Source organism: Micromonospora rubida (genome assembly GCF_009908295.1).
Lineage (GTDB): Bacteria > Actinomycetota > Actinomycetes > Mycobacteriales > Micromonosporaceae > Micromonospora > Micromonospora rubida.
Map to the genome: position 1 here is coordinate 651,732 of NZ_JAAALO010000001.1, position 19,134 is coordinate 670,865.

The window sequence follows — 19,134 nt, forward strand, 5'->3', positions numbered from 1 at the left end:
GGGTCCACAACGGTGTCCACGCGATCGGTGCACGCGGAAATTCCCCACCTTCAGCGCTCTACGCAACGTCTACCTCTGCGCCTAAGGCATCAGAAAGACCACCGCAGCCGCTTTGGTCCTCCTCCACGGCGACCACGCCCACTCAGCGGGATCACACACCGCCACGACCGGTTGCACGCAGAGTCTCAATGAGAGACATTTATCACGATCCCACGCCTTGCGAAGCTTGACCGCTACTGACAATCCCCGCCAGGGGAACCTGGGGCACTCACTGGGAAGAGCCCGGTCCATAACTACTGCGAAGTGCTGATGTCACTCAGCGTCACGGCCTGCCGATTGGCCCTGATTCGGGTGAACCTCAATTGCCGTGCAATCATCGATGTGAATCGATGCTCCGCACGCGCAGGTCAATGCCTTGTTCGCGCGGCGAGCCGCCCCTACGCTTCGTCTGCCTCGCAGTGAGGCTCTTATGGAGAGGGCGGCCGACGTGCCGATACATCAATGGCGCTCACGTATGTTTATTGGCCTGGCGGGAGGTGCTCAAGCAGGTCGCGTCCGGCGGCTGTCGATCCTGCTGGCCATCGCGATGGTAGCGACGCTCTCCGATGTGCCGTCCGGTCCGGTATCGCCTGCGGCGGCGGCGCCGCCGAAGCCGGCCTCTAAGCCCAAGTGCCCCGACGATCGTGCCGACGAGGTATCTGCGGCGATCTCGGCCCGGCTGTGCGGCTCGCGGGTGGAGGTCATGAACCGGCGGACCGAGACCACCCAGGTTTTCGCCAATCCGGATGGCACCCTCACTGCCGAACAGGCTCTCGCCCCGGTCCGGGTGCGCGTCGGTGACACCTGGAAGCCGGTCGATCTGACCCTGGAGCGAGGCCCAGACGGAGCGGTGGCGCCCAAGGCACACCCGCGCGGTCTGACCTTTGCCGGTGCCACGACGGGCAGCGGCGAGCATGAGATCGTGTCGCTCGGCTACGGGGCCGATCGGGCAGGTCTAGGCTGGACCGGCGCGCTCCCCGAGCCGGTGACCAGCGACCGGACGATCACCTACCCAGACGTGCGGCCCGGCGTCGACCTGGTTTTCCGCGCCCACGCGACCGGCTACGAGCAGCACTTTGTGGTGAAAACCCGGGCTGCGCTGGCGCAGGTGCGGAAGCTGCAGTTGCCGCTGCGTACCGGCAAGTTGAGCGCTGTCACCGACGGCATGGGCGGGCTGCTGCTGAAGGACGCCCGTGGCCGCCAGGTCGGCCGGGCGCAGACGCCGCTGATGTGGGACGCCAAAGTCGCCCCGCAGTCCGGCGAGAACGTCAACCATGCCTCGGTCGCGCTGCGTACGATCGCTGCGGGCAAGGGCCGCACCGTCATGGAACTGACCCCGGACGCGGCGTTCCTGGCCCGGGCCGACCTCACGTTCCCGGTGATCATCGATCCACCGACGTCGTTGTCGCCGTCGTTCGACGCATTCGTGCAGAACGACTACGCCAGCGACCAGTCCGGTGCGGCGGAGCTGAAGTTGGGCTATTCCGACGACGGCGCGGCCCGCACCGCCCGGTCCTATCTGCGGTTCAACACCACTGGCTTCGCCGGCAGCAGGATCACGACGGCAAAGCTGCGGCTGTGGAACCACTATTCCTGGTCCTGCACGGCGGCATCGTGGGAGGCATGGCGCACCGACTACGTCGACTCCTCGGCCCGGTGGACCAACCAGCCCACCGCCCGCGCCAAGGTGGGCACCTCGACCGAGACCCGAGGCTACAACTCCTCCTGCGGTGACGGTTATGTCTACGTCGAGGTCGGCGGCGCCCTCCAGTACGCCGCGGACACCAGCGCGACCAGCGCCAGCGTGATGCTGCGGGCGACCTCGGAGACGTCGACGTCGGGTTGGAAGCGCTTCGACTCCGCCGAGGGCACCCACCCGCCGCTGGTGTCGATCACCTACAACAGTGCACCGTCGGTGGCGTCGGCGTTGGCCGTTGCCCCCTGCTACACGGTCTGCGGATCGGGAGCCCGGACTTCCTCTCTTCGCCCCACCCTGTCGGCGAAGCTGGCCGACACCAATGCCGGTCAGACGCTGCAGGGCGAGTTCGTCGTCCGTAACAAGACGACCCTCGCAGTAGTCAGCTCGTCGGGCCTGCGTTCGGGCAGCCCGGCCTGGACCAACGGATCCACCGCCTCCTGGCAGGTGCCGGCGGATCTGGCAAACGGCACCCAGTACGAGTGGCAGGTCCGGACCAAGGATGCGTACACCTATGGAGCCTGGACGGCGTGGACACCGTTAACCGTGGACACCACGAAGCCGGGCGTGCCGTTCGTCGCCGCGACGATCTATCAGAACGACGGGCAGCCGCACGGCGGCGCGAACCAGCCGGACACGTTCACCTTGACCCCGGCGTCGGGCAGCACCGATCTCGCCGCCTTCGTCTACAAGTTCGACTACGACAGCGCGGCCACTACGGTTGCGGCGACCGGGGCGAAGTCAGTTACGCTCAGCCCGCGCGACGGCCACCGCACCCTCACCGTGCAGGCGAAGGACTCGGCCGGCAATCTCTCCGACCCCAACCTCTACGTCTTCGACGCGGGTAACGCCGCGCTGGCGGAGCCACTGCCTGGCGCGACGATCGTCAAGCGCACCAAGTTGCGGATCACCACCCCGGTCGCCGGCTACACCCGCACGTACTTCGAGTACCGCCGCGGGCCGGGTGGGGCGTCCCTGCCGGTGCCGTCGGTCAACCTGACCTCTGCCACCGGGGCCCCGATCACGGCCACCGCCGCAGCCCCGGTCGCGATATCCGCGCTCGGCGGGTACGCGATCTGGAACGCCACCGACACCCTGGGGCTGGTCGGCGGCGTGGTCGAGGTGCGTGCGCACCTCTACACGGCTACCGGCACCACCCCCGCCTACACCATTCCCTGGTTGCAGGTGAGCGTCGACTCCAGTGGAAGTGGAGCCGCAGGTGACGAGATCGGCCCTGGATCGGTCAACCTACTCACCGGCAACTACTCGTTGTCGGCCACCGATTCCGAAGAGCTGAGCCTGTCGGTCTCCCGTTCGTCGATGTCACGCAATCCGGTCGACGGCTATCAGCGGATGGCCCAGCGGCTCACCGGGAACCAGCAGCAGATCTCCACCGACCTGGCAGGTTTCACGGTGCCCTCGACATCTTCGGCGGTTCGCTCGACCGCCCGGGGGCAGGGCGAGACGACTCCGGTGGACTCGCTGGAGATCACGCCGGTCACCACGACCAGCAACGACACCTACGTCGCGGTCGGCGGTGACGGCGGCGCGATGCGGCTGGGAATGATCGCAGGCAGGACGTACCGGATGACCGGCTGGGTCTATGTACCCGGCTCGACCGGCCTACTTCCGGACTTCACGCAGCGAGGATTGCGCATCGTCGGTCTCTCGAAGGTCGGCACCACCTACACCGAGGTCACGTCGGCCAGGGCCAGCTACACGGACGGCTGGCAGGAGCTCACGGTCGACATGACGGTTCCCGTCGGTGCGACGGAGGCGTTCTTCCGGCTCTACAACGGTATGCAGGGTGGCTCCGGCCGAAAGGTCTACTGGGACAACCTCTCCTCGACCGAGATCATCGCCCCGTTCGGTCCGTCCTGGACCGGTGGCATGACCGGTGGCGCTGCTGGTTCTGCCTATGCCACGGTCACCCTGCCTGAGCCCTCACTCGCCGAGGTGACCACCGTCGACGGCGATTGGATCACTTTCGCCAAGAACTCCGACGGAGTGAACTTCACCCCGGAACCGGGTGCCGAGGGGATGGTCCTGACAAAGATCGGCACCACCTCCTATCGCCTATCGGATCTGGACGGCACGGTCACGGAGTTCACCCCGCAGGGTGGGGTGTGGGCGGCGACATCGTCCTGGACCAGCGAGTCCAACACCACGTCGCGGTACATCTACGACACGGCGAGTAGTCGAGTGCTACTTAAAAAGGTGATCAACCCGGTCGAGCCGGGGGTGGACGACACGAACCACTGCACCACTGCCGTCCCCGCTCGCGGCTGCGAGGTCCTAGAGTACGAGTACGCCACCGCCACCACCTCCGGTCTGAGTTCCACTGTCTTCGGTGACTACGCCGACAGGGTCTCCGCCGTGAAGCTCTGGGCCTGGTCCCCGGTGACCTCCACGATGACCGCCACGGCGACGGCACAATACGCCTATGACAATTTGGGCCAGCTCCGCGAGATCTGGGACCCACGAGTCAGCCCTGCCCTCAAGACCGCCTACGAGTACACCAGCGGCCGTGTCACCAAGGTCACGCCACCTGGTCAGCTGCCGTGGAACTTCGACTACGGCAACCCGGACATCGACTCCGCCGCGCTGCGCTGGGACCTGGACGCCGGCTCCGGCACCTCCGTGGCCGACTCCTCTGGCAGCGGCCGAAACGGCACCATGGCCGCCGGGGTCACCTGGGGCCAGGGCAACGATCCGGACAACGCCTCCGACCGCGCCGCCGTGCTCACCGGTGGATCGGGTCAACAGATCACCGTCGCCGGCACCGCTCTCTCCAACACCGCCTCCTACACCGTCTCGGCGTGGGTACGGATCAAGGACAAGTCCGTCAACCGGACCGCCGTGTCCCAGGACGGCACGAGCACCAGCGGCTTCTTCCTCAACTACGTGGCAGCCGACGATCGCTGGGCCTTCTCCCGGGTGACCTCGGACAGCACGAGCGCCACCCCGGTCCGGGCCACTTCCAACACTGCAGCGGTGGCGGGCAGGTGGACCCACCTGACCGGCGTCTACGACACCGCCACGGCCAAGATGAAGCTGTACGTCGACGGGGTGCTGCAGAGCACCACGGCGGCGACCGGTGGCTGGAACGCCACCGGCAACTATGTGATCGGTCGGGGGAAGTGGGCCGGCGCTGCAGCGAACGTTTGGGACGGCGAACTCGACGACGTGCGGATCTACGGTAAGGCCCTCAACGCCGACCAGGTCACCGACCTGGCTGGCGACGAGAACGCCGGCCGCTTATTGCGGGTCCGCAGAGCTGGCCTGCAGCAGGGCTCGAAGACAGTCACCGACGGGGAGACCGCAGCCAACATCGTCTACAACGTTCCTCTGACCAAGAACGGCGGCGGGCCCCACGACCTGAACGCGGCCGCGATCTCCACGTGGGGACAGGTCGACCTACCCACCGACGCGACCGCCATCTTCGACCCGCAGGACAACCCCGGCCGCAGTAGCGCCACCCAGACCGCGCCGGGTGTCGACGGCTACCGGTACGCCTTGGTGCACTACCTCGACGCCGGAGGCCGGGAGGTCAACACCGCCACTCCGGGGAATCATATCGACACTCAGGAGTACGACCGCTTCGGTAACGCGATCCGGACCCTGGAGGCGACCAACAGGGAGCTGGCGTTGGGCACGCTGCCCGGCGCGGCCGAGTACCTGGAAGAACTTGGTCTCGCCGGCTCGGACGTGGCAAGCAGGGCCCTCGCCCTGTCGACCGTGCACACCTACAGCACCGACGGGGCCGACCGCGTCGACACCCTTTGGCCCACCTCGACGGTCGTGCTCAGGGACGAAGCCCCTGACCCAGACGGTGCCGGGCCCCTCGCGGCAATTCCCGTGGGCGCGACCGTCATCGGCCGGCACCACGTGACCGTCAACTACGACGAGGGCAAGCCTGACGGCGCGACTTACCACCTCCCCACCACCGAGAAGAAGGGAGTCCAGATCGTCGGCTACGCCGACGCGGACGTCCAGGTCACCCGTAGCGGGTACGGCAGCGTCAGCGGCGGCACCTCCGGATGGACGCTGGGCAAGGCCACGACCCGCGTGACGGATGCCGTCACGAACGGAGCGAACCTCACGTCCACTACCGTCTACGATGCCTCTGGTCGAGTGCTCAAGACCTTCGGCATCGACTCGACGGGCACCGACGCGCGGGCCGAGGAGAACGTCTACTACACCGCTGGCACCAACAGTCAGGACAGTGCGTGCGGCAACCGGCCGGAGTGGGCGGGCAACCAGTGCCTGGCACGGACGATCGGTTCGGTGACCGGCCACGATCCTGCCCGGATGACGACCCAACTCCCGACCCGTCGGATCGCCTCCTACGACCCTTTCGGAGGCGAGGCACAGATTACCGAGTCCGTCGGTGGTGAGACCCGCACCGTCGTCATCGACTACGACGCAGCGGGCAGGGCCATCGGAAAGACCGTCACGGCGTCGGAGGGCGTCGCCGTCGACCAGTCCACCACTGCCTACAGCCCGACCACGGGAGTGGTCACCACCACCACGATGGCCGGCGCCACCATCACGCGGGAGTACGACTCTCTCGGTCGCCTGGCCAGCTACACCGATGCCGATGGTGGCACGACCACCACCGAATTCGACCGAATCGGCAAGACGGTGAAGGTGGCAGACCCTACCGGGTGGTCGACCTTCGACTACGACCGTGCGGCGGAGCCGCGCGGATTGGTCACGAGTGCCACCGACAGTATCGCGGGAACCTTTTCGACGAAGTACTCACCGGACGGTCATCTTACCGAAATGAAGTACCCGGGCGGGATCACCCGTGTGGACCGGTTGAACGCCAACCTCGAAGCGGCGGAGCGCACCTACACCCGGGACTCGGACGGTTCGGTCATCTACTCCGAATCCGTGGTGGAGAACAGCTCCGGGCAGTGGATGAACCACAGCTACACAGGAGGTAGCAAAAAATATCGCTACGACCGGGTGGGAAGACTGACCCGAGCGCAGCACGACAGCGCGCTGGCCGGGGGCTGTGTCACCCGGACGTACTCGTACGACAACCGTTCCAATCGCACCGAGAAGTCACGGTTCGATCCGGCAGCGGACGAGTCATGTGACGAAAGCTCCCCCGACGAGCAGGTCAGCCACACCTACGACACCGCCGACCGACTCACCGACGCCGGTTACACCTACGACGCCTTCGGCCGGACGACGGCGACCCCGGATGGACTCGCCAACACCTACTTCGTCAACGATCTGGTCCAAGGGCAGCAGTCCGGTGACGCGCGGCAGACATGGACTCTGGACCCGGGGCAACGGTTCCGTGCTTTCACCACGGCAACGCAGGTGGACGGGAACTGGGTCACCTCCTCGACCAGGACCAACCATTACGGCGACGACTCCGACGAGCCCCGATGGATCGTCGAGGACGCCACGAGCGGAAGCGTCGCGCGCAACGTGGCAGGCCCGGACGGCGACCTCGCTGCCGTCACCTCTGCCACCGGAAACGTTCGCCTTGCCCTGACGAATCTGCACGGAGACATCTCCGTCACGATCGACACCGCACTGGTCGAGCCTGAATTCCTCGACTTCGATGAATTCGGCGCCCCGGTCGCCGGACAGGCCGACCAGCGCTACGGGTGGCTGGGTGGCAAGCAGCGGTCTGCCGAGGCGCTCAACGGCGTGATCCTCATGGGTGTCCGCCTCTACAGCCCGTCACTGGGTCGCTTCCTCCAGGTCGATCCGGTGCAGGGCGGTAGTTGCAACCCGTACGACTACGTGTGCGCGGACCCGGTCAACGAGACGGACCTCTCCGGAAAATGCCCGCCGTGCGGCGTTGCTCTGGCCGGCGTCGTAGAATACGTCATCGCGGTCCTGTTAATCATGCTGGTCTACGCCGTCGCCCGATGCGTCATCAAGGGATGCGGATTGAAAACGGCCATCCGCAGCATTCCCTTTCCGAGTATCCATGCGCCGAGCGTCCAGAAATTCTTCAGGAAGAGCTACATCGTCTATCAGATCTCATACTTCAAGAGGGGTAGCTGGCGCACCTGGAAGTACGGCCTCTCGCGGGTAGGGACGTCGCGGCCGTCCGGCCAAATCTCGAAATGTAAGCGGAACATGCGGGTAGGTGCCTGTCGGTACACGGTGAGGAACCGGGTCACCGGATGGTACGTGGCTCGGAGCCTGGAAGCCGGCTACATCCTGGCTTATTACCGGCGGCACGGGCACTGCCCACCAGGTCAGTACTGGAGCTGCATCTGACCGGCTGCGAAGCTGACGGAGACCGTCTCGTCGCGGTAGCGTGATTTCGACCCGACAACGATGTTCGCGCCGCTCTTGCCCCTCGGGAGGCAGGGGCGGCGCGACCGTTCTCGGGGCCCCGCGTCGATACGCTCAGCCAGCGCGGCGGCACCATGACGTTCTCCGCTGCTCACCTGGTGGTACCGGCGCACATTGTGGAAGGATGTAGCGGTGATTTCGGAAGAGTTTTGGTCGCACATAGCTGTCTTCGACGGTGTGGTCACTTCCCACAGATGTACGCGGCTCGCCAAGCGCTTGGCCGCAGCCGGGGAGCCAGCAGTGCTGGAGTTCGCGGACGACCTCGCAGCGGCGGTGTACGCACTCGACACCCCACAGCACATGGCGCGGGCTGTTTGGGATGTCTCGGAGCCGGCAGACTCTCCGTCACTTCCGATGTCCGACGACGTCTTCCTCTACGCGAGGCTGGCCGTGGTCGCCGCAGGGCTGCAAACCTGGCAGCGGGTGGCCGCCGACGCCGATGCACTGTCGGGGCGCTGGCAGGTCGCGAGCGCCGAGGAGCTCCTCGAGGTGGCGCCTCGTGCGCTACAGATGGCCACCGGGCTGGACTGGGACCACGAGACAGCCGTGGACATGGCCGCCGGCAGCAATGCCGTCGCGTGGGGAACCATCGGCGTCGAGGAGGACGAGAACGAAGAAGGGCCGCACTGGTACTCGTGCGGTCATGGGTACGACGAGAATGCTGCTCGCGACGACTTCGACACCGTGTCCTACGCCCTGGAGAAGGCGATCGACTCCGATCCCGTCTGGCAGGCGTGGTGGAGTAGCGCCCGAGTGGCCGACCTCGAGACCTATCCCTATTACACATGGACCAAGGTGCCTAAGCCCCGCCTCGGCAAAGGGCGGAGGGTGGTGCGAGTCGATTTCGAATTCGACGCTGCGATCCTGCAGAGCACGTCGGTCCCGAACCTGCCCCGGCTGGCAGCCGAGCATCAACGGATGATGCTCCAGTTCGTGCAGTCGAAGCTCGGTCTGCCGGAGATACCACCTCTGCCGGTGCTGCCGTAGCGGGATTGAACGATGCCGCGCCTGTCTATGTGCCGATTGAGCCGGGCCTCGACGGTTGCACCTGCCGCAACAACCACGCTTCGGTGCGTGCTCATCGCGGCACACCGACGTCAATGCCGCCGACCGCACCTGCCATGATGCTGACCATGTCAGTGCACCGTCGTGCCGTCCTAAGTGCGGGATTCGCCACCCTCACCGCCGCCCTCGCCGGCTGCCGCGACCAGGCCCCCGCGGGTCGACCCACCTCCGGGCCGACCTCCGCGGCGGCGTCCCCGGCGGGGCGGGCGGCCACCGGGGCGCCGACCACCGGCCCGTCCGCGTCCCCGAGCGCCACCGCCGAGGGCCGGATGGCGCAGCGTGGGCCGCAGGACCACGGGCCGCTGACCGCCGTCCTGACCCGACACCTCGCGCCTACCAGCGCCAACCCCGACCACCCGGCCTACGCGGGCGCGGTGGCGCTGTGCCAGATCGGCGGCACCGTCATCGCCCGCTCGGCGGTCGGCAGGGCGCTGCGCTACGGCGCCGGGCCCACGCTGCTGCCCGAGGCGAAACAGGTCGCGATGCGCCACGACTCGGTCTTCGACCTCGCCTCGATCACGAAGGTCTACACCTCCATTCTCGCCCTGCAACAGGTGGACCGGGGGCGCTTCGACCTCGCCAGCCGCGTCGTCGACCACCTGCCGGGGTTCACCGGTGCCGGCAAGGACCGGGTCACCGTGTCGATGCTGCTGACCCACACCAGCGGCCTGCCCGTCGGCGCCAAGGTCACCGGCCTGCCCGACGACGCCGCCCGGCGGGCCGCGGTGCTGTCCACCCCCCTGGTCGGCGGCGCCGTCCCGGGGAAGGTCTTCCGCTACTCCAGCGTCGGCCTGATGGTCCTCGCCCAACTCGTCGAGAAGGTCACCGGCAAACGCCTCGACCAGGTCCTCAAGAGCGAACTCACCGGTCCCCTCGGCCTCCGTGACACCGGCTTCAACCCGAAGACCTGGCTCAGCGCCACCGACCAGGCCGCCCGACTCGTCGCCACCGACGCCCGCTCCTCCCGTGGCCTGCTGCGCGGCGTCGTCCACGACGACGTCGCCAACCACCTCGGCGGCATCGCCGGGCACGCCGGCATCTTCAGCACCGCCGCCGACCTCGCCGTCATCGGTCAACTCCTACTCGACGGCGGCATCCACAACGGCACCCGCATCCTGTCCGAGGCGATCACCCGGCAGATGCTCGCCGACGCCAACGCCGGCCTGCCCGCCGTCGACCCCGAACGCCCCAACCGCACCTCCGCCCACGGTCTCGGCGTCGTGCTCAACCAACCCTGGTTCATGGGGAAGCTCGCCGGCCCCCGCACCTTCGGCCACACCGGCTTCACCGGCACCTCACTCCTGGTGAACCCCGACCGCCGGATGGTCCTGGTCCTGCTGACCAACCGAGCCCACCCGAACTGGAGCTGGGCCGACCCCGACCCCGTCCGCGTCGCGGTCGCCGACACCCTCGCCGGGCCCGTCAAACGCTGAGCTTCCGGTCGACGGCCCGTCGGGTTGGCCCAGCACGTCGGGGGAACGGCGGATCAGTGGTCGGGACGTCGCAGCACGGCGCCGGCCGGGGCGCGGACCTGCCCCTCGTCGCGGACCGAGCCGAGCAGGATGTCCAACGGGACCGGGCGTCCCAGGTGGAAGCCCTGGCCGGCGTCGACGCCCAGCCGGCGCAGCGCGGGCACCAGCGGTTCGCGGTCGACCGACTCGGCGACCGTCTGCATGCCCAGCCCGTGCGCGGCGCGGACGACCGCGTCGATGAGGACCGGGTCGGCCCCGCCCCGGTCGGCCTGGCGGACGAAGTCGCCGGCGATCTTCACGGTGCTGAACGGCAGGTGTTTGAGGTAGGTGAACGACCCGAACCCGGCGCCGAAGTCGTCCAGGCTCAACCGGCAGCCGGCGTTGCGCAGCGTACGGGCCAGGTTGCGGACCGCCGCCACGTTGGTGATCGCCGCCGTCTCGGTGACCTCCAGGCCCAGCCGGCCAGCCTCGACGCCGGCCGCGCGCAGCCGCCCCACCACCCAGTCACCGAAGCCCGGCGACTCCATCGAGCGGGCGGAGATGTTGACGTCGAAGCACATCCCGGCCGCCGCGGCCGAGGGGTCGGCCAGCGCCGACGTGGCGGTTGCCACCACCCACCGGTCGAGTTCGCCGATCAGGTCGTCGCGTTCCACCGTGGGCAGGAAGTCGGCCGGGGTCAGCGGCGGCTGCCGGCCGTCGCGTAGCCGGATGAGCAGCTCGTGGCTGACCACCTCGCCGGTCAGCAGGTCGACGATCGGCTGGGCGTCGAGTTGCATGCGGTGCTCGTCGAGGGCGGTGCGGACCCGGGTCACCACGTTGACCCGCTGCACCGCGTGCCGGTACTGCTCCGGGAGGTACAGCCGGGCCCGGTTGCGGCCGGCGTTCTTCGCCTCGTACAGGGCGAGGTCGGCGTGGGCGAGCACCACGTCCCGGTTGTCGCCGGGCCGCAGCGAGGCGGCCCCGATGCTCAGGGTGACCCGCAGCCCGGCATCGGTCAGCGGCACGGGGGTGCCCACGGCGGCGTTACACAGGCCCTCGGCGACGGCGAGGGCGTCGCCGGCCGAGGCGTCGGGCAGCACGACCGCGAACTCGTCGCCACCCAACCGGCCCAGCACCGTGCCGGGCGGCAGGTGGTGGGCGAGCAGCCGGGCCAGTACCCGCAGCACGTCGTCGCCCACGCCGTGCCCGTGCACGTCGTTGATGTCCTTGAAGTTGTCGATGTCGATCAGCAGCAGCGCGCCGGACGGGTCGCCGCCGGGGACCAGCAGGTCGTCGAGGCGGGCGAGCAGGGCGCGGCGGTTCGGCAGGTCGGTCAGCGGGTCGTGCTCGGCCAGCCGGGTCAGCTCGTCCTCGGCCCGGCGCCTCTCGGTGATGTCGTGGGCGGTGCCCAGGACGCGCGCTGGGGCGCCGTCCCCGTCGGTGAAGACCTCGCCGTAGCACTCGAAGACGCGCAGCGTCTCGCGGTCCGCGAGGTACATGCGGTGGGTGAACGAGAACGGCGCACCGGTGCGCAGCGCGGTCTCCAGGGTCCGCTCGATCAGGGCCACGTCGTCGGGGTGCAGCAACTTCCGGTACGACGGGTAGTCCAGCGCGGTGCCCGGCGGGAAGCCGGCCATCTGCAGCAGCATGTCGGACCAGAGGACCACGCCGGTCGACACGTCCCACTCCCAGCTGCCCACCTTGGCGAGCTGCTCGATGTGGGCCAGGCGCCAGCGGTGGTTGCGCCCCTGTTCGCGCTCCCGGCGCTCGACGGTGACGTCGCGCATCTCGTACAGGCGCAGGCGCTGTCCTTCGCGGTCCATGCCGTGGCAGCGCACCTGGAGCCAGCGGGCGGGCCCGGCGGCGTCGGGCCAGGGAGCCTCGACGGCCGGGCCGCCCGGCTCCACCTGGGTCACCGGCAGGTCCTCCGGCCGGATTCCCAACCGCCGCGCGGCCTCGTTCGACCACAGGCACCGGCCGTCGGGGCTGAGGACCATCAGGGCGGTGGAGGCGGTGTCGGCGGCGGCGTCGGGCAGAGTCCTCACCTGGCGGCCATCCCATCCCTTGCCCCGTCACGGCATTCGGATGGCACCAGCACACGGTGATCCGGCCGCGACGCGGAGTCTACCCACGGGCACGACCGTGGTGCTCGCCCCGCTCGCAGGTGACCGGCGGGTACGCGACGACGCATGCGGGCCGGCGGCACGATCGCCGCCCGGTCGACGCCTGCCCCGGCCGGTCCCCGGGCGGCCTTGAGCTACCCGGGACCGCCGTGAGATTCTGATGCGTCGATTAGGCGCCGCGCGGGGCTGACAGTCGTCCGAAGGGCAACCGGGGGCCAGCACGGCCTGCGGGGGACGGCGGCAAATGCGATGACCACCGGGCAGTCCGTCCACGAGTCCGCCCGCCGCTGCCCCGGCGCACCCCGCAGGTGCGTGCCACCCGTCACCGGCCCGGGCGAGTCTCCGTCGTACCCCACGAAGGACTCCACCATGCAGAACCCGATCAGCCCCGGGCGCCCCGCGCTGCCCTCGCCGTCGCGCCCGACCCGGCCCGCCCGCCGCCGCTGGCCGGCCCTCGCCGCGAGCCTGTTGCTCGTCACGGCGGCGTCGGCCACGGTCAGCCCACCGAGCGTCAGCGCGGCGACCACCAGCCCGGTCGCCGTCACCGTCAACGCGCGGGCGGGACTGGCGACCGTGCCGGACACCGCGCTGGGCGTCAACCAGGCCATCTGGGACCAGAACCTGGGCACCGACGAGACGTCGGAGAAGCTGCGCGGCGCAGGCGTGCAGATGCTGCGGTACCCGGGTGGCTCGTACGCCGACATCTACCACTGGAAAACCCACACCGCCCCCGGCGGGTACGTCGCCCCGAACACCGACTTCGACACCTTCATGGCCGGGGCCCGGCGGGTCGGCGCCCAGCCGATGATCATCGCTAACTACGGCACCGGCACCCCGGCCGAGGCCGCCGAGTGGGTGCGGCACGCCAACGTGACCAAGGGCTACGGCGCGAAGTACTGGGCGGTCGGCAACGAGAACTACGGCAACGGCCACTACGGGTCGGCCTGGGAGGCCGACGACCACCCCGACAAGAGCGCCACCCAGTACGCCCGGCTGGTCGTCGACTACGCCGACGCGATGAAGGCGGTCGACCCCACCATCAAGGTCGGCGCGGTGCTGACCATGCCGGGGAACTGGCCGGACGGCATCACCGCCGGCAGCGACCCGGGGCCGTGGAACTCCACCGTGCTCTCGCTCGCCGGGCCGAAGATCGACTTCGTCGACGTGCACTGGTACCCGGGCGGCAGCGCCGCCGAGTCGCTGGCGCGCACCGGCCACATCGACGACGCCGCGCACCTGCTGCGGCAGCAGATCGCCAAGTACGCCGGGCCGAACTCGGGACGCATCGGCATCAGCTTCACCGAGCTGAACGTCGACGCGGGCCGGACCACCCAGCCGGGGGCCCTGTTCCTCGCCGACGCCTACAGCGACCTGCTGGAGAACGGCGTCTTCACGGTGCAGTGGTGGAACGTGCACAACGGCATCGGCACGGTCTCGCAGGTGGCGGGGCACACCGACTACGGCGACTTCGGCATCCTCTCCAGCGGGGGCTGCACCGCCGACGGGTCGGTCTGCGAGCCGCCGCTGAACACGCCGTTCGCGCCGTACCACGGGCTGTCCATGATGAACCTGTTCGTCCGGGCCGGCGACCAGCTCGTCCGCGCCGGCACCGACCAGCCGCTGGTCACCGCGCACGCCGCGCGCCGGGCCAACGGGGACCTCGCGGTGCTGCTGGTGAACAAGGACCCGGACAACGCGCACCCGGTCGCCATCGACTACGCCGGGTTCACCCCGTCGGGCGCCGCGCCGACGGTGCACACCCACACCAACGGCGCCACCGCCATCGCCACCGGCCAGTCGGGCAGCGCGACCAGCCGGGTCCTGCCGCCGTACTCGCTGACCACGCTCGTGCTGCGCCCGGCCGGCGCGGTCACCGGGCAGCCCGGCGCACCGGGCCGGCCCACCGCCGCCGCCGTCACCGACCGGGGCGCGACCATCTCCTGGCCCGCGGCCACCCCGGGCGGCAGCCCGATCGCCAAGTACGAGGTGTACCGGCAGAACGGGGCGGTCAGCGAGCAGCTCGGCGAGACCTCGGCGACCTCGCTCACGGTCGGCAACCTCGTCCCCGGCGGCAGGTACACGGTCAACGTGCTGACCCGGGACACCGCCGGCCGGGTGTCCTGGTCCTCGCCGCCACTCACCTTCACCACCGGCAGCCCCGCCAGCAGTTCGTGCGGTGTCCGCCTGACCGACACCTCGAACTGGGGCAACGGCTTCGTCGGCGCCGTCGACATCGTCAACAACGGGGCCGCCCCGATCAACGGCTGGACGCTCACCTGGACCTGGCCCACCACCTGGCAGCAGGTGAACAGCGGCTGGAGCGCGAACTGGGAGCAGGTCGGCCGGACCGTCCGGGTCACCAACACCGCCGACAACCGGCAGATCGCCGGCGGCGGGGGCAGCACGAGCGCCGGCTTCGTCGGCGCGTACAGCGGCCCGAACGTGCCGCCGGCCGCGTTCACCCTCAACGGCGTCGTCTGCACCACCCTGTGACGTCGCCGTCGGCCCGGGCCCGGCACCCGCCGGTCCCGGGCCGACGGTCTCACCCCGGCGGGTGCGGCCCCAGGGCCCCGGGCCCTCACCCCGTACACCACCACCAGGAGCGCCATTTCGACGCCAGGCCGGATCATGACTGACACATGGGAGATCTTGGAAGGAAGTGGCCCCTGGAAGGGCCACTTCCTTCCAAGATCTCCGGTCATCCTAATGGGCGGGACGACATTCCTGGGAGGTGGACAACTTCGGGCGAGTTCGGCGGGGCGGCGGCGATCAGCGCGGCGGGACGGGGCTCCCGTGAGGGCGGGACCGGGGCGGGACGCCCAGGTGGTCGCCGAAGCGGTGAGCTGGCCGGTAGCCCTGCGCGCGCGCCCGGCTGATGTCCAGCACCATGGCCCGGGCGAGCTGGTCGACGGCGTACCGGGTCAGCACCGGCGCGCGGCAGGTCAGCCGGGACAACGCGGTCGCCGCGCCCGCCGCACCGGCGGCCAGGCCCACCGGCAGGTGCAGGAGCCGGGCCGGGGCACCCGTCGCGGCGAGCACCCCGCGCAGCACGGCATCACGCCAGTACGGTCGGTCGTCGGCGATGTTGTAGGCGCCGGCAGGCCAACCGGTCGCCGCCAAACAGGCGTCGGCGAGATTCTCCACGGCGGTGAGGCTGAGCCGCACATCCGGGCCGGGCACCGGCAGCCAGCCGCCCCGGCGGGCCCGCAGCAGGCGGGGCAGCAGGTGCGGGTCGCCGGGCCCGTACACGGCGCGGGGGCGCAGCACGACGGCCCCGGCCGCCAGTGCGAGCCGCTCCCCGGCGGCCTTGGTGCGCCCGTACGCGGAGAGCTGCCCGTCAACCGGGTGGTCCTCGGTGACCAGGGCCGCTCCCCCGGGCCGGTAGACGCTGGCGCTGCTCACCCAGACCAGCGGGCGGCCCCCGGCGGCGGCGAGCAGCCGGGCGGTGCCGTCCACGTTGACGGCCCGGTAGGCGCGCTCGGCCGCCGGGCCGGGCACCGGGTCGCCGACTGCCGCGGCGAGGTGGATGACCAGGTCGGCCCCGGCGAGGTCGGGCACGTCGCGGCCGGCGTCCCACGGCACGTGCCGGCCCACCGGGCCGGGTCGCCGGCCGAGGCAGCGCACCCGGGCCCCGGCCGCCTCGGCGGCTCGCGCCACGGCCGACCCGCAGAACCCGCTCGCACCGGTGACCACCACCTCGGCGCCGTCGAGATTCGCCAACCCGCCGTGATCGTCGGTCCCGGTGCGGTTCACCGGCCCGCCCGGATCACCAGGCGCGCCCAGCCGGGCAGCGCCGCGCGCCCGTCGGCGCGGGCCCGCACCACGACCGGCCGGTGCGGTGCCAGGGCGGCGAGGGTGTCGGCGAGCTGCGCACGGGCCAGCCGGGCACCCGGGCAGGAGTGCGGGCCGGCGCCGAACACGAGCCGGGCGGTCCGGGCCGGTGCCGGCGCGGCGCAGTCCGGCCCGGCGCGGTGCGCCCCGGCGGCGTGCCGGGCGACCAGCAGCAGCCGGTCCCCGGCCCGAACCGGGCAGCCGGCCACGGTCGCGGCCCCGGCGGCGACCCGGGGCAGCACCGGGCTCGGCGCGGTGACCCGCAGCAGCTCGTCGACCAGGACGTCCCGGCTGCCGGCCGCGTCGGCCCGGTCCCACAGCCGGTCGTCGGCGCACCAGGCGACGGCGCGCGGGATGCCGGACACGGTGGTGTTGACCGCGGCGAGCGCCAGCATGCCGGCCAGGCCGGCGTCCTCCGGCGGCAGGTCGAGCAGCTCGGCCAGGTCGGCGACGGCCCGGCTTGCGGCGCGGGCCCGCCCGGGTGGGCGCGGGCCGGGGAGCTGCTCGGCGGCGGTCGCGGCGGCGGCGCGGCGGGCCGCCGTGGCCAGCGCGACCGGGTCGGCGGCCACCCCGAACAGCGCCGCCGTGGTGGCGCCGGCCAGCTCGGCGACCACCGGCACCAGGTCTACCGGTTCGCCGTCGGCCAGCGGGGCCAGCCGCCGCCGCAGCAGCGCCGTCCAGACCGGACGCAGCCGGGCCACCCCGGCGGGCCCGAGGCCGTCGGTGAGGGTGCGGCGGGCCTGCCGGTGCTCGGTGCCCTCCTGGTCGAAGAGGAGACCATCGGTGCCGAGCCGGTGGGCGGTGCCGCCGACCGTGCCGGCGGCGGCCCGGTCCAGGGGGGTCCGGAGGAGCGCGTCGAGGTAGCCGTCCGGGTCGTGCACCACGAGCGTCCGCCCCAGCCGCACCGCCGGCCAGCGCCGGGTGGCCGCGAGCAGGGTGAACAGCACCGGGTACCGCCGCAGGTAGACCCGGCGGTCCCGGCGTCGTCCCCGGCTCGGCGCCGGGCGCCGCGCGTCCCGGGCGGGGGCGTCGGCCGGCCCGTCAGCCACGGCGTCGACCGTCCACCAGGGCTCGCCCACGCGTCCGGCGCGGGCGCCCCCTCGCCGGTCAGCCACGGCGTCGTCCGCCCGCCGGGGCACGCCGGTCGGTCGCAGCGGCGGCGAGGGTGGCCGCGGCGGCCCGGTCCGGCTTGCGGGAACGGCCCTTGGTCGGCACCGGGGCGAAGACCAGCGAGTCGGGCCGGGCGGCATCCATCCGGGCCAGGACCGGGCCGAGTGCGGCCCGCAGCCGGCCCGGGTCGGCCCCGGGCTCGGGTTCGACGACGGCGACGAGGCGTTCGTCGCCGTCCTCGGCCGGCACGCCGACCAGGACCGCCAGGTTGACCCCGGGTACGTGCAGGGCCGGCTCGTAGAGGCCGGGGTAGATGTTCTCCGCGCCGCGCAGGATCATGTCCTTGCTCCGTCCGGCGAGGACGATCCGGTCGCCGTCGAGCCGGGCGACGTCGCCGGTGTCCACCCAGTCGTTCGGCTCCTCGCCGAGGTAGCGATGCGCCTGCCCGGGCCCGGCGAGCAGCAGCCGCCCGTCCGGCCCGACCCGGGTCCGCACGCCCGGCAGCGGCACACCGACGAGGTCCCCCGCGCCGGTGAAGGCGGCCTTCTCGCTCGCCTCGACGGCGGCGGCCGGGAAGAGCTCGGTCAGGGCGTACACCCCCCACGCCTGCGCGGCCCCGGCCCGGCGGGTGCGGTCGAGCAGGGCGGCGCTCACCGGTGCCGAGCCGCTGTAGAACCGGCCGCAGAGTCGGGGCCGGTGCGCCAGCAGCGCCCGCAGCTGGGGCGGGGTGAGGTAGCTGGCCTGCGGTCGCAGCCGGGCCACCTGCCGGGCGAGCACCCGGGCGGAACGGGCCGGCAGGGCGACGGGTGCGCCGCTGGCCAGGGTGGGCACGAGCACGAAGAACGTGCCGCCGAGCACCGGGGAGTCGGGGCGCGGTCGGACCAGGTCGACGACGGCGCGCATCCCGGCATCCAGCCCGGCCCGCCGGTGGACCACCGCCCGGGGTCGGCTGGTCGTGCCCGAGGTGAAGATGATGACGGCGTCGCCATCGTGGCCGGTGCGGTCGGGGGTCGGCCCCGACCGGGGTCGCAGCGCCGGGGCGCAGCCGGGCAGCCGGGGGCCGGCGGTGCGCACCGGCCCGAGGTCGGCCAGCCGGGGCAGGGCCAGCCGGGCCCGACCGGCCAGCGGACGCGCCCACCCGGCGACCGCCTGCGCCGCCGCGTCGGCGACGACGAGGGCGGGTCGGGCCAGGGCCAACCGCGCGGTGAGCACCTCCGGGCCGGCGCTGGGGTCGAGGACCGCCACCCGCAGCCCGAGCCGGTGCGCGGCGAGCATCACCGACAGCGCCCGGGGGCCGGGGCGCACCGCCACCCCGAGGGTGTCCCCGGCGACCAGGCCGTGGTGGTGCAGTGCGGCGGCGTACCCGTCGGCGAGGTCGGCCAGCTCGCCCCGGGTGGCGCGGATCCGGGGCCGGCCGGAGCGGCCCGAGGTGAGCACCGCCGGACGGTCCGAATGGCGGCGCAGCGCGGCGGCCAGCTCGTCGAGCATC

General features: G+C 71.3%; 8 protein-coding genes. 4 read left to right on the forward strand and 4 right to left on the reverse strand.

Annotated elements, in window-relative coordinates; translation table 11 throughout:
• Positions 1–514 precede the first annotated feature (514 nt).
• The 3 genes from GVV04_RS02795 to GVV04_RS02805 all read left to right on the forward strand — a co-directional run bounded on the left by GVV04_RS02795 (position 515) and on the right by GVV04_RS02805 (position 10,563).
• A complete protein-coding gene (locus GVV04_RS02795; protein ID WP_161684136.1) occupies positions 515–7,987 on the forward strand; it encodes a LamG-like jellyroll fold domain-containing protein in 7,473 nt (2,490 codons plus the stop codon).
• A gap of 210 nt (positions 7,988–8,197) precedes the next feature.
• Entirely contained in the window at positions 8,198–9,052 is an 855-nt protein-coding gene (locus GVV04_RS02800; RefSeq protein ID WP_161684137.1) for a DUF4240 domain-containing protein, read from the forward strand.
• Between the two features lie 146 nt (positions 9,053–9,198).
• Positions 9,199–10,563: a serine hydrolase domain-containing protein gene (locus GVV04_RS02805; RefSeq protein WP_235965543.1), complete on the forward strand. Its 1,365-nt coding sequence runs from the start codon at positions 9,199–9,201 to the stop codon at positions 10,561–10,563.
• A gap of 53 nt (positions 10,564–10,616) precedes the next feature.
• Here the strand turns inward: GVV04_RS02805 and GVV04_RS02810 are convergent, their stop codons facing one another.
• The gene (locus GVV04_RS02810) at positions 10,617–12,626 is read right to left on the reverse strand and encodes a putative bifunctional diguanylate cyclase/phosphodiesterase (protein ID WP_161684139.1); all 2,010 of its coding nucleotides are present in this window, start codon (positions 12,624–12,626) and stop codon (positions 10,617–10,619) included.
• 447 nt (positions 12,627–13,073) lie between these two features.
• Between GVV04_RS02810 and GVV04_RS02815 the strand changes: the two genes are divergently transcribed.
• Entirely contained in the window at positions 13,074–15,197 is a 2,124-nt protein-coding gene (locus GVV04_RS02815; protein WP_161684140.1) for a cellulose binding domain-containing protein, read from the forward strand.
• A gap of 276 nt (positions 15,198–15,473) precedes the next feature.
• Here GVV04_RS02815 and GVV04_RS02820 read toward each other — a convergent pair whose 3' ends face one another.
• The 3 genes from GVV04_RS02820 to GVV04_RS02830 are packed head-to-tail and all read right to left on the reverse strand — an operon-like array spanning position 15,474 to position 19,133.
• Complete coding sequence (locus tag GVV04_RS02820; protein WP_328822168.1) at positions 15,474–16,457, reverse strand: NAD-dependent epimerase/dehydratase family protein; 984 nt, start codon at positions 16,455–16,457, stop codon at positions 15,474–15,476.
• Complete coding sequence (locus GVV04_RS02825; protein ID WP_161684141.1) at positions 16,454–17,584, reverse strand: cytochrome P450 family protein; 1,131 nt, start codon at positions 17,582–17,584, stop codon at positions 16,454–16,456. The genes GVV04_RS02820 and GVV04_RS02825 overlap by 4 nt, the downstream gene beginning before the upstream one ends.
• Before the next feature lie 58 nt (positions 17,585–17,642).
• Complete coding sequence (locus GVV04_RS02830) at positions 17,643–19,133, reverse strand: class I adenylate-forming enzyme family protein (RefSeq protein ID WP_161684142.1); 1,491 nt, start codon at positions 19,131–19,133, stop codon at positions 17,643–17,645.
• Position 19,134: the final 1 nt, after the last annotated feature.